This window comes from Anaerococcus martiniensis, from assembly GCF_043187485.1.
GTDB lineage: Bacteria > Bacillota > Clostridia > Tissierellales > Peptoniphilaceae > Anaerococcus > Anaerococcus martiniensis.
Genome location: NZ_CP171106.1, coordinates 667821 through 681718, shown reverse-complemented (window position 1 = coordinate 681718; position 13898 = coordinate 667821). Strand labels below are relative to the sequence as shown.

The 13898-nt window shown below is 33.0% G+C and carries 15 protein-coding genes and 1 riboswitch; of the genes, 10 read left to right on the top strand and 5 right to left on the bottom strand.

Translation table 11 applies throughout. The features are described 5' to 3' along the window. Positions 1-2 precede the first annotated feature (2 nt). From mreB to ACF3NF_RS03390, 10 genes are all read left to right on the top strand, one after another. Positions 3-1052, top strand: a complete 1050-nt coding sequence (mreB, locus tag ACF3NF_RS03435) for a rod shape-determining protein (RefSeq protein WP_394024210.1) — start codon at positions 3-5, stop codon at positions 1050-1052. After that, positions 1052-1741, top strand: a complete 690-nt coding sequence (gene gpmA / locus ACF3NF_RS03430; protein ID WP_394024208.1) for a 2,3-diphosphoglycerate-dependent phosphoglycerate mutase — start codon at positions 1052-1054, stop codon at positions 1739-1741. Before mreB ends, gpmA begins: the two co-directional genes overlap by 1 nt. A 154-nt stretch (positions 1742-1895) precedes the next feature. Continuing rightward, complete coding sequence (locus ACF3NF_RS03425) at positions 1896-2558, top strand: winged helix-turn-helix domain-containing protein (protein ID WP_394024206.1); 663 nt, start codon at positions 1896-1898, stop codon at positions 2556-2558. 222 nt (positions 2559-2780) lie between these two features. Next, a riboswitch (FMN riboswitch) is annotated at positions 2781-2900 on the top strand. Between the two features lie 66 nt (positions 2901-2966). Further along, positions 2967-3563 (top strand): ECF transporter S component, encoded by a 597-nt coding sequence (locus ACF3NF_RS03420; RefSeq protein ID WP_262123031.1) that lies wholly within the window; start codon positions 2967-2969, stop codon positions 3561-3563. A gap of 74 nt (positions 3564-3637) precedes the next feature. Next, the gene (gene tsaE / locus ACF3NF_RS03415) at positions 3638-4084 is read left to right on the top strand and encodes a tRNA (adenosine(37)-N6)-threonylcarbamoyltransferase complex ATPase subunit type 1 TsaE (RefSeq protein ID WP_394024203.1); all 447 of its coding nucleotides are present in this window, start codon (positions 3638-3640) and stop codon (positions 4082-4084) included. Next, positions 4065-4736, top strand: coding sequence for a tRNA (adenosine(37)-N6)-threonylcarbamoyltransferase complex dimerization subunit type 1 TsaB (gene tsaB / locus ACF3NF_RS03410; protein ID WP_394024201.1), 672 nt, complete (start codon positions 4065-4067; stop codon positions 4734-4736). Before tsaE ends, tsaB begins: the two co-directional genes overlap by 20 nt. 1 nt (position 4737) lies before the next feature. Next, on the top strand, positions 4738-5172 hold the full coding sequence (gene rimI, locus ACF3NF_RS03405) for a ribosomal protein S18-alanine N-acetyltransferase (protein ID WP_394024199.1): 435 nt from the start codon (positions 4738-4740) through the stop codon (positions 5170-5172). Then, positions 5172-6182, top strand: a complete 1011-nt coding sequence (gene tsaD / locus ACF3NF_RS03400) for a tRNA (adenosine(37)-N6)-threonylcarbamoyltransferase complex transferase subunit TsaD (RefSeq protein WP_394024197.1) — start codon at positions 5172-5174, stop codon at positions 6180-6182. The genes rimI and tsaD overlap by 1 nt, the downstream gene beginning before the upstream one ends. A gap of 15 nt (positions 6183-6197) precedes the next feature. After that, the gene (locus tag ACF3NF_RS03395; RefSeq protein WP_394024195.1) at positions 6198-6551 is read left to right on the top strand and encodes a hypothetical protein; all 354 of its coding nucleotides are present in this window, start codon (positions 6198-6200) and stop codon (positions 6549-6551) included. After that, complete coding sequence (locus tag ACF3NF_RS03390) at positions 6541-7944, top strand: S41 family peptidase (protein WP_394024193.1); 1404 nt, start codon at positions 6541-6543, stop codon at positions 7942-7944. The genes ACF3NF_RS03395 and ACF3NF_RS03390 overlap by 11 nt, the downstream gene beginning before the upstream one ends. 34 nt (positions 7945-7978) lie before the next feature. On the opposite strand, the gene ACF3NF_RS03385 is transcribed toward ACF3NF_RS03390, so the two are convergent. From ACF3NF_RS03385 to ACF3NF_RS03365, 5 genes are all read right to left on the bottom strand, one after another. Further along, positions 7979-9760 (bottom strand): hypothetical protein, encoded by a 1782-nt coding sequence (locus tag ACF3NF_RS03385; protein WP_394024191.1) that lies wholly within the window; start codon positions 9758-9760, stop codon positions 7979-7981. 111 nt (positions 9761-9871) lie between these two features. After that, positions 9872-11296, bottom strand: a complete 1425-nt coding sequence (locus ACF3NF_RS03380) for a hypothetical protein (protein WP_394024189.1) — start codon at positions 11294-11296, stop codon at positions 9872-9874. A gap of 97 nt (positions 11297-11393) precedes the next feature. After that, positions 11394-11654, bottom strand: coding sequence for a kinase to dihydroxyacetone kinase (locus ACF3NF_RS03375; protein WP_394024188.1), 261 nt, complete (start codon positions 11652-11654; stop codon positions 11394-11396). A gap of 8 nt (positions 11655-11662) precedes the next feature. Then, the gene (locus ACF3NF_RS03370) at positions 11663-12781 is read right to left on the bottom strand and encodes a toxic anion resistance protein (protein WP_394024186.1); all 1119 of its coding nucleotides are present in this window, start codon (positions 12779-12781) and stop codon (positions 11663-11665) included. Beyond that, a complete protein-coding gene (locus tag ACF3NF_RS03365; RefSeq protein WP_394024184.1) occupies positions 12778-13869 on the bottom strand; it encodes a 5-bromo-4-chloroindolyl phosphate hydrolysis family protein in 1092 nt (363 codons plus the stop codon). The genes ACF3NF_RS03370 and ACF3NF_RS03365 overlap by 4 nt, the downstream gene beginning before the upstream one ends. Positions 13870-13898 lie beyond the last annotated feature (29 nt).

Here is a 13898-nt window from a genome sequence, read left to right as displayed (position 1 = left end):
AAATGGCAAGGATTAGAAGAAGTGTAGCTATAGACCTTGGTACAGCCAAAGTTTTAGTTTTTGTAAATAACAAGGGAGTGGTCCTTAGTGAGCCATCAGTAATTGCTGTTGATGTTTTAAAAGATGAGATACTTGCTGTGGGAGATGAAGCAAAAAAATTAGTCGGTAGAACACCAGGAAATGTAAAAGCAGTTATGCCGTTAAAAGACGGGGTTATAGCGGACTTTCCATCCACTGAACGCATGCTAAAATATTTTTTAGATAAGTCATTAAGCAAAGCTCTATTAAAACCAGACGTTCTAATTTGTGTACCAAGTAGGGCAACTCAAGTAGAAAAAAGAGCTGTCCTTCAGGCAAGTGAAAATGCTGGAGCCCACAGGACATATTTAATCGAAGAAGCCCTTGCAGCAGCAATTGGTGCTGGAGTTGATATTACAGATGCTGGCGGAGAATTAATTGTAGATATAGGTGGGGGTACTACTGATATTGCAGTGATTTCTATGGGTCAAATAATTGCTAGTACATCAGTGCCAGTGGCAGGACTTACATTTGATAATGCAATTAAAGATTATATTAGGAAAAGATATGGACTTTTACTTGGAGATAATAAGGCTGAAGAAGTAAAAATTGAGGCTGGAAATGCAGAGATTGATGGATCTATAGAAGTTACTGGGCGAGAAATTGCTACAGGACTTCCACAAAAGGTTTTTGTTCCGGTAGGAGAAATTGAACTTGCAATCAAGCCTTATGTTGATTTAATTGTAGATGGGGTAAAAAAAGTATTAGAGGTAACTCCTCCAGAACTTGCAGCAGATATTTACGAAAAACAAATAATCCTGACAGGTGGTGGGGCTTATACCATAGGCCTACGCCAAAGATTGGCTGAAAAATTCCAAATAGATGTAAATATTGCGGAAAATGCTGACCAATGTGTAGTAATTGGTACAGGACGCGCCCTTACATGGCTTGATGAAATAGACCAAAGCGCTGATGATTCCGTAAAAGCTAAGCAAAAAGAGTTAGAAAGTAATGAAAAACTAAGGAGAAGATAATGACAAAAACTTTAGTAATGGTTAGACACGGCCAAAGTGAATGGAACCTTGCAAACAAATTCACTGGATGGGTAGATGTTGATTTATCAGAAAAAGGCCAAGAAGAAGCAATTGAAGCTGGTAAAAAAATTAAAGAAGCAGGTATAGTATTTGACCACGCTCACACATCGATTTTAAAAAGAGCAATCAAAACTTGTAACTATGTACTAGAATATTCTGAACAATTATTTGTGCCGGTAGAAAAATCTTGGAGACTAAACGAACGTCACTATGGTGCCTTACAAGGACTTAATAAAGCAGAAACAGCGGAAAAATATGGGGATGAGCAAGTTCATATTTGGAGAAGGTCATATGATACACTACCTCCAACTCTTTCTGAAGAAGAACAAGAAAAGCAATTAAATATGAGACAATTTAAGAATCTGCCAAAAGATGTAATTCCAACGGCAGAAAACTTAAAAGTTACTCTAGAAAGAGCATTACCATATTTCTTTGATCATATTGCACCACAACTACTAAAAGATGAAACAATCCTAGTAGCAGCTCACGGAAACTCACTAAGGGCATTAGCAAAACACATCGAAGGTATCTCAGATGAAGATATTATGGACTTAGAAATCCCAACAGGTCAACCCTTAGTTTATGAACTAGATGATAATCTTAAAATGATAAAAAAATACTATTTATAAAAATAATTTAAAGGGCTTGCTAAAAGCAGGCTCTTTTTTCTTGACAAAGTCCAGTCAAATTTGTATTTTATATACAGATGATAAAAATTTATATAAAAAAATCTTTACATTGTCTTATTAAAAGGCTATAATTATGGATAGAAAAGGAGGAGATATGAAAATAGCATCAGTTGAATATGAAAATGGTGTTTCATCTCTCTTAAATTCCCAGTTTGATAAAAACGAAGTAGTTATACATAAATTTGAACAAATGGAAGACCTTATAGGTCTTGATCTTAGCGAATACGATTTGATTTTGGTTGATATGACCTATAATAAATGTCTCCAGGTAATTCAATACATAAAACAAACAACTACTACACCTGTTATTTATCTAACAGAGAGAAACGCAGATAATCCTTACGAGCAAGAGCTAGATGACAAAGACTTTGTCATTCATTCAAATACTCGTGAGGAATTTATTAATTCAGTTTTTGAAAAAGTAGAAGAAATCAATGATACAAACATTGTCCGCCTTGGTTTTTGTACAATGGAGGAGGATAATGGAATATTTAGGATTGGAAATGACATTCTAGACCTTACAAAATTTGAAATAAGTATTTGCTCAGTTTTAATTTCAAATATGGGCAAGGTTTTAAGCAAGGATGATATTGTGGAAGCCATGAACAAAAAAGGCATGAAGACCACAGAAAGGTCTGTAAGAGAGCATATCAGAAAAATTCGTTTAGAATTTAAAAAGGCTAATCTAAATCCTATAGAAACAATTAATCGCAAGGGTTATAAGTGGGTTTTGGATAGTTGTAATCCAAATGATTAATTTTGTGAAATTGTTTTCAAATTTATTTGATATTGGATTGTGTTTGTGATATAATGTTGTCAAGAACTAAATAGATTAAAAGTCCATACGGTAATAGGTAATCATCTTGGCGTTTGTGGTAATTCCGTGCCTAATTGGCACGAGTCCTCTATACGCCGGATAAGTTTCCTCGGGCGTGCCGTCCTGCGGCCACTCCGTGGAGGGTCCTCCATTAGCCGGACGGGCTTGTTTCGGGGTAAGGTGAAATTCCTAAACCGGCAGTTATAGTCTGCGAGCCATTTTTTGGTTGATTTGGTGCAATTCCAAAACCGACAGTTATAGTCTGGATGGGAGAAGTATATATTTTTTTGTATTTTTTTCGTGCCCCAAGATCAGGGCATTTTTTATTGCCCACTTTAGGAGGTAATTATGATTCAAAGAAGAAGTAAATCGTTTAGTTTAGACAGAATGGTAAAAGTTGGTATTTTGGCGGGTATATCATATTTATTGATGTTTATTCAATTGCCTATTCCAATAGCTCCACCTTTTATGAAAGTTGATTTTGCTGATGTTCCAGCACTCATTGGTGGCTTTGCTATGGGTCCTTGGTATGGGGTTTTAATCCAGCTTATTAAAAACGTCCTTAACCTTTCAAAGACTATGACAGGTGGGGTTGGGGAATTATCTAACTTTGTTGTAGGATCTACCTTTGTTTTGGTATCATCACTTATTTACCGCAACAAAAAAACTCGTAAAAATTCTATTCTAGCCTTAATTTTGGGTGTGATTGCTATGAGTGCGGTTGCAACTTTATCAAATGCCTTTGTAGTTTTCCCAATCTATAGCAAGGTAATGAATATAGACCTTGAAGCCTTTGCTGGTATGATTCCTGGAAACTCACTGGTTAAAAATTATATTACACTTATGATTTTTTCAGTAGCTCCATTTAATATTATAAAAGGTGCTATCGAATCAATCGTAACTCAAATACTATACAAACGCATATCACCATCACTTAAATTTTAAATTTAAAATCATCCCTAGCTTATCTAGGGATTTTTTTATTATAAATAGTATAATACTTAAGATAAAGAGGATTTATGATTATAAATAATTTAAATGAAATGAGGGACTTTGCACATAAATTTGTATCCCTTTTAGAAGATAATGATGTTATAAATTTAATAGGAGATATGGGTGCTGGCAAAACCACCCTTACTAATTTTATTGCTGAGTATTTTAATATAGATGACAGCTCATCTCCAACCTTTTCTATTGTAAATATTTATGAGGGAGATAAAACCATCTACCACCTTGATTTATATAGGCTTGAAGATCCGGATGAGCTTTTAGAAATCGACTTTGAAACATATTTTTATCCAGATAATGCCATTACCTTTATAGAATGGGCAGAAAATGGAGGAGATTTTTTGCCAAATGACATGATAAACGTTGAGATTTCAAAAATTGATAGTAATACTCGTGAGATTAAAATTCTAGCTGATACAAAAAGGGGGCAAATGATAAATGAATATTTTAGCAATTGACACCTCAACTATGATTTCTACTGTAACTATTGCAAGTAATAATGAAATTATTGGGGATTTTAATGTAAACCAGCAAAAAACTCACAGTGAATCCTTGGTTCCTATGATTGAAAATTTATTGGATTTATTAGGGATGACTATCAAAGACATAGATGCCTTTGTTATCTCTGAGGGGCCAGGATCTTTTACAGGTCTTAGAATTGGTATGACCGTTGCAAAAACTTTGGCGCAAGTAAATGAAAAAAAACTTATACCAATTAGTACGCTTTTGGCCCTTGCAAATAATTCTTCAAGTGAAAAACTAAAAGTACCTATGCTAGATGCTAGAGGAAATAGGGTTTATGCAGCAGTTTATGATAAGGATTATAATGAAATTATAAAAGAAGACCTTTATGAGATAGAAGATTTTATTAAACTTGTTGATGATTTAAAAGAGGAAGTAGAGCTTATAGGAGAAATCAGCGGAAAATATTGTGAGCAATTTAAAAATGCCCACACTTTGCCTATAAATTTTAATAATTGCATTGGTAAGTCTCTTATAAGATTAGGGCTTATTCATATAAATGATAGCCCAGATTTGTTTGAAATTAGCCCAAATTACCTTAGAAAATCCCAAGCAGAAAGAGAATACGAGAAAAAGAACAAGGTGTAAAATGATTAGAAAAATGGAAATTTCAGATGCAGATGAGGTTTATAATATAGAAAACCAGGCATTTTTTGAACCGTGGTCTAAAAAGAATCTTATAAAAGATTTGAAATCTAATTCATTTTTAAATCATTATGTTGCAGAAGTAGACGGCAAGGTGGTTGGTTTTTATATATCAAGCCATGTAATGGATGAGGCGGAAATATTTACCATAGCAGTGGATCGTGATTTTCAAAAAAAGGGAATTGCCACTAGCCTCTTAAACCACCTAGTAGAAACAAGTCTTTCAAAAAATATAAAAGAAATTTGGCTAGAAGTTTCTACAAAAAATACTGCAGCCATCAATTTATACAAAAAATTTGGTTTTGAAGTAATGGGCATTAGAAAAAATTATTACCAGAAAATTGGCGAAGATGCCTACAATATGAAAAAGGAATTGTAATGACAGATTTTTATACTATGGGGATTGAAACCAGCTGTGATGACAGCTGTGTAGCAATTCTAAAAAATGATAGAGAGCTTTTAATAAATTTAATATCATCGCAAATTGACATCCATACACTTTTTGGTGGGGTAGTCCCAGAAATTGCAAGTAGAAAACATCTAGAAGCTATAAATCCTTTGATAAAAAAAGCCTTGGATGACACAAATCTGACCTATGAAGATATAGATTTGATTTCTGTAACCAAGGGTCCGGGACTTATGGGCTCACTTTTGGTCGGAATTTCTGCAGCAAAGGCCTTATCCCTTGCAACAAATAAACCAATGATTGGTACAAACCATATGCAAGGCCATATTTGTGCAAATTACCTTGCCCACAAGGATTTAGAACCACCATTTGTAACCCTAGTAGTAAGTGGTGGCCACACTTATCTAGTAAAAGTAAATTCTTATACAGATTATGAAGTTGTGGGCAAAACTCGTGATGATGCAGCAGGTGAATCCTATGACAAAGTTGCAAGAAAAATGGGGCTTGGCTATCCAGGTGGTCCAAAAATTGATAAACTTGCCAAAGAAGGAAATGGATCTGCCATAGATTTTCCAAGGGTAAGACTTGAAAAAGATTCATATGATTTTTCTTTTTCAGGACTTAAAACAGCGGTCTTAAACCATATGAACCAAGAAGAACAAAAGGGAAATGAAATCAATAAGGCAGACCTTGCTGCAAGTTTTCAAGAGGCAGTTGTGGATGTTTTGGTAGAAAAATCCATGCGACTTTTAAAAGAAACAGGCTTTGACAAATTTGCTCTAAGTGGCGGAGTTGCAGCAAATAGTAGATTAAGAGAACGTATGGCAGAAGAATGTGCCAAAGAAAATATCAAATTTTATTATCCATCCCTAGAACTTTGCACAGACAATGCAGCAATGATTGCCATGGCAGGATATTTAAACTACCAAGCAGGCGAAGAATCTGATAAATTTATGAAAGTTTACCCAAATTTAGAAATTTAAGATATAATATAAATTATGAGAAGAAAAAGAAGTGAAAGCATAGACTTATTAAAAAAATATAATAAAATGCAAACAGCAAGTTCTGTAATTTGGATACTGGCAGGTATCGGAGTATTAGTTTTTGGGATTTATTATAAAGAAATCTTTGAGATTGTATTTGGTATCCTTGCCTTTATTTACGGGATAGCTGTCTTAAGAATTAGAAATGTAAGTCTAGGGGCAATAGCAAGAAATGAAAGGAAAAAATTAAATCTTTTGATCATTGCAATTGTAGTATTTTCACTAGTAAATCCAATAGGAAATATCCCTGTAATCTACGATTTATACAAGAGAGATTACATTTTAAGAGGAGGATTTGATGAAAAATAAGATTAAGATTTTTTGTCTAATCCTCGTTTTTATGCTTACAAATACATCTTGTGCCAAAAGAAGATTAGACCAACTAGAAGCAAGGCGCACCCAAACAATTGTAGAAGATGGGGGATTTAACGGAAAAGATGATGTTTTTTACCCAGATAATATCGACAAATACGATATAGAATCATATTTAAAATGGTACAAAAACCTACAAAATCCACCACAATTACAATTGCCAGCCCCAGAAAATCCAAAGGCGCTTACAAATAAGCAAATGATAGAGGACTTTAATTATGTTTTTAATGAATTAAAGGCAAATTATCCATTTTTCGGAGTTTTAAAAAGGGATTACAATATTGATTTTTTAGGCTCTTACAAAAAATATTTAAAACGTATAGAAAATGCAAAAACCGACCAAGAATTTATCGACGAAATGACAGGAATTATGGGAGAGCTAAACAACTCCCATGCGAGGATTGCAGACACCGTCTATGTAGAAAATACCTTAAAATATTATTCTAAAAATTGGAATACACCATCAATTTATTATGAATTTTTGAAAATGAATAAGCAAGTAGTTAGAAACCGCTACGATTTAAAAGGCGAGCAAACTCGAGATTCAGAAGGCGAATCTCAAAAAAGGGCCCTATCATTTATAAACAAAAATAAAACTACAAATCTAACTTTAGAAAGCCCAGCAGAAGGCATAGCCCTTTTAAAAATAAATTCTATGGTTGACCCAGAAAAATTTAGCCAAGATGAGGCGATTTTAGATGAGTTTTTAAGAAATAAACACCTTTATAAGGCGCTAATAATAGACATCCGTGAAAACTACGGGGGCAATATGGATTATTGGCAAAAATTCCTTTTACCAAAAATCCTAAAAAGCCCAAAATCAGTAACTAACCACTTATTTTTCAAAGACTCAGATAGGGCCAAATTAATCTTAGCAGATGATACCTTAAATATCGAAACCCTAAAAAATGTTGATATTTCAGGGGTAAAGCTAGAACATTCAAGTGATCTTAAAAACTTTGACTACTATATAAAAGACACGATTACAGTAAATCCAGATGAATCTAAAAAAGAGTATGGATTTGAAGGAAATATTTACCTAATGGTTGATAAAGCGGTATTTTCAGCCGCTGAAGGCATGGCAAGCTTTATGAAAAATTCTGAATCAGCAAGCCTAATCGGCCAAACAACCGGAGGAGATGGGATAACCCTAGGAGTGATAAATGATGTTATGCCAAATTCAGGCCTAGTTTTTACCTATACAAACACCCTAGGCTATGCTCCAGACGGCACAATAAATGCAGAAAAACGCACAGTCCCAGACATACAATCAGAATCCTTCAGAAACTCTATAGAAACAATTCAGGAAATAGAAGCTGGGAATTTCTAAAAAATAAAACTCGAATCAATATGATTCGAGTTTTTTATTTGTATTTTTTTAGGATAATGAGTCCAGCTAGGGAAGAAAATATTACTGGGTAGATTAAATTTAAATTACTTACCCCAGTTTTTACATTACTTGCAGCCTTTACATTGGAAGAATTAGGCTGAATAATTGTGGATGTTGTTGTCTCTTTAAGTATAGGCCTTGATGGGTTAGTAGTTTCTTGACTTACAGGATTTGTAACAATTTCTTTTCTTGAATCTGGATTTTGGGTATCTTTCTTATTTTCTAATTTTTCTGTGCTAGGCTCTTTTTCTACATTTTCATAAATTTCATAGTCTTCGCCAACTTCACCGTTATTATTTCTATCGACCATAAAAGGATAAATCCAATCTCTGTCCTTTTTAATGGGAATAGAAAATTTACCAGATGCTTTTACTTCATCGAGAGTTAAAGGATATTTGCCATCTGTATTCATCTCATCCAATTCTTTTTTCTTTTCATCAGTTAAATTTAAGTAAGCATCACGAGTTTTTTCGTTTTTGTAAAAAACTGATGAGTATAGGTCATCATTTGCTTGTAAATTTTCATCCTCTTTTGCGAAATTTTCCTCATATGGTTTTGGGTAAGGATTTCGGTCATCTTCATTTATCAAACCATCATTATTTTTATCATACATAAAAGAATAAAGCCAGTGACTTTTATCTATTGGTAAGTTATAATTTTCACTTTTTTCTAATTCTTCTATAGAAAGATAAGCATCACCGTCAGTATTCATAGCATCTAACTCTAATCTTTGCTCATCTGTTAGGTTTTCGTAAAAAGAACTGGTGCGATTTTTAATATAAAAAATAGAATCGTATTTATATTTACTAGTACTGTCCTTATTTACAATTTTTATATCTTCATCATCCTGAATAAAAACAGGGTCATATATAAATTTTGTTTCTGGATAAGTAAGTTCTGGCTCCTCTTTTTTAGTTATTGGCGTTTTAGAAGTTGGGTCTTCTTCTATTTTACTAAAAGATTCCTTATCCTTATCGGGGATAAAATTTCTTACCCACTCTAGATCATCCTCATAAACTAAATTTGCTTTCTTAATTTCAATTAGATCTATAAAACCATTTTTATCAGCGTCTAATTCTTTTATAAATCTTCTTTGATCAGGGCTAGCTTTCCTGTAGGCTTTGGTTAGCGAATTATTTTTAAAAAGTTTTTCTGTTTCTGCTTGCCATTCGCCAACCATTCCGTCTTTATCCTTGTCGTGCATAAATTGGTAGGGGAATTCGTAAAAAAATATAGGAAGTATATACTTTTTGCTTGCCTCTAATTCACTAATGGTTAAAAAATTTCTATCATTAGTTTTCATATTGTCCAGCTCTTCTTGTAAAGACTTATCAAGATTTAAATAGGCAATTGTATACTTAGGATTCTTGTAAAAAACTGAGTCAGTATCGACATCATCTAAATTCATGTCTTTTAATTGGTCTATTTTTTCTATTTCATTTATGAATTTATGGTAGGCAAAAGTTGTTGCATCATCATCTTCTGAGTTAAAGCCTAAATAATCATGAGCATTTTCTATTGCTACATGGTATAGATTTTTAAAGTAATCATCAAAAGTTTGGTAAGCTACTGATGTAACAGTTTGATCGATTAGTTTTTTTAAGTCATCAGCACTGTAAGTAGTATCTTTTTCTGGCAGGGATAATTCTAATGCCTTGCTATAATCTGTAATATTATCTTCACTAGCATAAGAAGTATTAGCACAAAATACTAACCAAGCTAGGAGGCTTGCTCCAATTAATTTTATTTTATTCATTATCTACCTCTCTACTATAATGGTAGCTTAAATAAAAATTTTTGCAATAAAAAAACCCCTCAATCCGAATTCCGGATTTTGGGGCTTAGCTCACTTATCTTAACTTGATTTTTATTTTTTGTTTTTTTGATTTTTATTTAAGAAGTAATATGCACCAAGGGCTATTACTAGGATTGCAACTACATAGCCTAGGCTTTCTATACCTGTTTTTACAACGCTTGCTGCATTGGTATTTTCTCTTGGCGCTACCGTTTGGTTGGCTTCTGTTTCGTTAAATTCTTCTTTATCATCCTCAGTATCTTCGTTTGTATCTGTGTCTTCATCATTTAATTCTGGAGACTTGGTTTTGTTGTCGATAGTTACAGTTTTTGGTACTTCCTTTTCTTGGTTTTGATTTTCTGAATCTTTATTTACTTCAGCATTAGTATTTTCTGCCCCGTTATCTTTTTTATTATCATCAGCATTTGATTCACTTAATGCTTTTTCTGTAAATGGATACAGCCAAGAATCAGATCCTAAATCTGCTGTGTAATTTGCAGATGCATCTAGCTCATCATTTGAAATCTTGCCGTCTTTATTGGTATCTATAGCATCTACTTCTCTTTTTTGAGCATCTGACAATTCTTTGTATTTGCTGTTTGTTTTATCATTTTTTAAAAATGCAGATTCGTTTTGGCTGGCAGATGAACCTGAATTTTGAGATGGATTTTCTATTGTTTGGCTTTCTTCAAGCAGTGTTTCATTAGCTGAATCTGTGTTTCCTGCAATAAAATCTTGGTTTTTTATTTCTGTTTCATCGTGAGATATTAAAGTCTCTGGAATTTGATAATTTTCTTTGTCAGAACTTAGTAGGAAATCATCTAAAAGCTGTTTTGCTTTTTCGTTTTCCTTATTTTCTCTAGCTAATTTTAAAAGCTCATCGTATTTTGCTTTTAGATTATTATCTGCCAAGTAGTAAGCCTTTGAATTTTCTATTGCTTTTATATTTTGCTCTAGATTTTCATTTTTTTCTGTATTTTCATCTGCAAAAAGAATTCCATTATCGATAAAGTTTTTTGTTTCATTTTCTATATTTTTTATTTCATCATCTGATAGGACTATGGGATTTTCTTTTTGATTTTGTCTAATTAATAGCTTTAAGTATTCGCTTTGGTCATTAATTTTGCCAAGGTCATCGCCATTTAAAATTTTTTTGCTATCTTTGATAACTTCAGCAAAGTTTTGGCCATCAATTTTGTTGATTAGCTCGATATTTGCTTTTAGATCATAGCGAAGTTTGTATTCTTGACCAAATTTACCTGCTAAATCTTGTAAATTTTTTTCTAAGTCAGGATTTAGATTACTATCATTATTTTTTTGGTCTATTAGATTATTGTAGGCTTCAATCTCATTTTTTGAGGCCTGGTCAAAATTTTCTAATGTATTTATATTTTGAATTTTTACCTGGTCTTCACTTGCAAATGCGTTGGTAAGCGGAGTTGCTAGGCCAATAGCAAGGGATAGGGCTAGGATTTTTCCGTAATTTTTAATTTTCATAATATACTCTTTCTCTTTACACTTCTTTATACTATTATATTAAAAAATAAGGATTTTTCAATCAAAAAAAGCCAGAACAAATTGTCCTAGCTTTTTATTATCCTTTAAGCCCTTCAGCTTGTCTTAGCATATTTTCTACAACTATGTCGTGGATCTCTCCAAGACTTGCTGCATATTCTAAGATTTCCCAAGGTTTGTTTGTGTGAAAATGGATTTTGATTAATTCCTCATCACCTACTGCTAAAAGACTGTCGCCTTCAAAGTTTTCTGTGATGTGATCAAAGATTTCATCTTCATCCAAGTCTTCGCCTGCTATTAGCATTTGTGTATCAAATTTAAAATCTCCTATATCTACCATATTTCCTCCTAATTACTATTTCCTTTTGTTAAATTTCTTTTAAGTTCATCTTCTAGCCTAGCAATCTCTGCTTGGGCCAAAGTCCTATTTTTCTTACCCTCGATTTGGATATTTCTAACTTCTTCTATTGTAGAAATAAGCTGGTCATTGGTATGTTTTATTGTATCAAGGTCTATAATACCACGCTCTGTAGCTTTTGCAGTTTCTATAGTATTTTGTTTTAGAGTATCTGCATTTTTTCTTAAAAGCTCATTGGTTAGGTCGGTTACCCTTTTTTGAGTGGCTATGGCTTGGTTGGTGTGGTTCATGCCAAGGGCTAGGACCATTTGGTTTTTCCAAAGCGGAATGGTATTTACAATTGTAGTTTGAATTTTTTCTGCCATTATAGAATTTGATGATTGAACCATCCTAATTTGTGGAGCCATTTGTATAGAAACCATACGGGTTAGGTCCAAATCGTGAAGTTTTTTCTCAAAACGATTTGCCTGTGCCTTTAGGTCATTTACTTTTTGGGCATCTAATGGCAAGTTTGATTCTTTGGCTTGTGATTCAAGTGCTGGGATTTCACTTGCATATGTTTCTTTTAATTTACGATTCCCAGCCTCAATGTACATGGTAATTTCTTTGTAGTATTCTTCGTTTAAGTCATACATCTGATCGAGCATAGAAATATCTTTCATCAGGGTTATTTGATGGTTTTCTAGAGTTTTTGCTACTTCATCTATATTTTTTTCTGCTGATCGGTAGCGAACTTTTAAATCTTCTACCTTGTTTGCTTGTTTTTTCAAAAATCCAAGGGGACCAGAAGCTTCTTCACGCTCCATATCGCGTATGTCCATAACAACAGAATCAAGCAAGCCTCCAATCTCTCCTAAGTCCTTATTACGAACTGTATCTAAGGTTTTTTCTGAGAAATTTGAAATCTTTTTTTGAGCACCTGATCCATATTGGAGGATGATATTTGTATCATCCAGGTTAATTTTTTTAGAAAAATCATCTATCATTTTTTCTTCTTCGGGAGAAAACTTAACATTATTTTCTACCAAATCAGGATTTTCATTGCCTATATTATCTAATTTGCTATCATTTTCATCAGCGCCATCTAAAGTTAATTTTATATCACTCATTGATTACTCCAATCGTCTTCTGCATAACCTTCTTGGTTTAATAGTAAATTTATTGTGTCAATATCAGTTTTTATATCCATGGCCCTATCTGATAAAAGTTCTACTTTGATTTTATCAAAGGCTGCGCCGATGGTAATTATAGATTCATTGATTTGATCCATAGAATTTAAAATTTTGCTATCATTTGTACGCATCATCTCAAAATCATAATAAGTCTCTACTAGTTTTGCAGTTGTAGGCAAATAGTAGTCGGCAAACTTGTTTAGGGCATAGGACTTATCTGGATATTTTTCTACAATATTTAAAATATCAGTCGAATTTTTTAATATCTTATCTACATTTTCCCTAAAATCTTTTTTGCTAATTTTGGATTGACTTAACTTTATTTCTTCAATATAGTTTTTACCCTGATTTAAGATTTCCTTTGCCCTTTCAGCTGACAAGTCTTCTACTAAAACTTCATCTTCTTCATATGATTTTACTCTAGGCTCTGGGATTTCTTTTTTCTTTTCTTTATATAATCTAAAGGTAGGAATGTCTAGGATAAAAAGAGAATCATCCTCAACTATACGAGCTTGGTAAAAATATCCTCGCTTCATCATTTTTGTAAGGTCAGATACAGTTTTTTCTTCACTTTGGGCAACAGAACTTGCCAAATCTCTTATAGAAATAACTGTATTGTTGCCAAGTTCTCTTAAAAATCTTACATAATTATTTGTAAGTCTAAAATATTCTTTGGAAGCTCTCCATGTAGTATAAGGCACTGCAATACTTAATAATCCAAACAATATTGTCATTATAAAAGGGAAAAAGCCTCTAAAATTTACAAATTCTGAAAAGAAACTAATAGTTATTATGGGCAAAATTATTCCACTTATAATTGCCCCTGCCTGCCAACCCTTGGCCTTTGAAAGCTCTGGAGGTTTTTGGGCACAGACTTCCTTATTTCTTGTTTGGGGTAAGTTTTCATCTTTTTCATTAGCTTCTGTAAATTTTTTTAGGGTAGAATTTACCGATTTTTTAATTGTTTGACCGATTTCGTAAAAGTCTATATCATTAAAATCAAAATTATTTTTATTATCACTCATAGGCACTCCTTGTCTACATATTATCATAC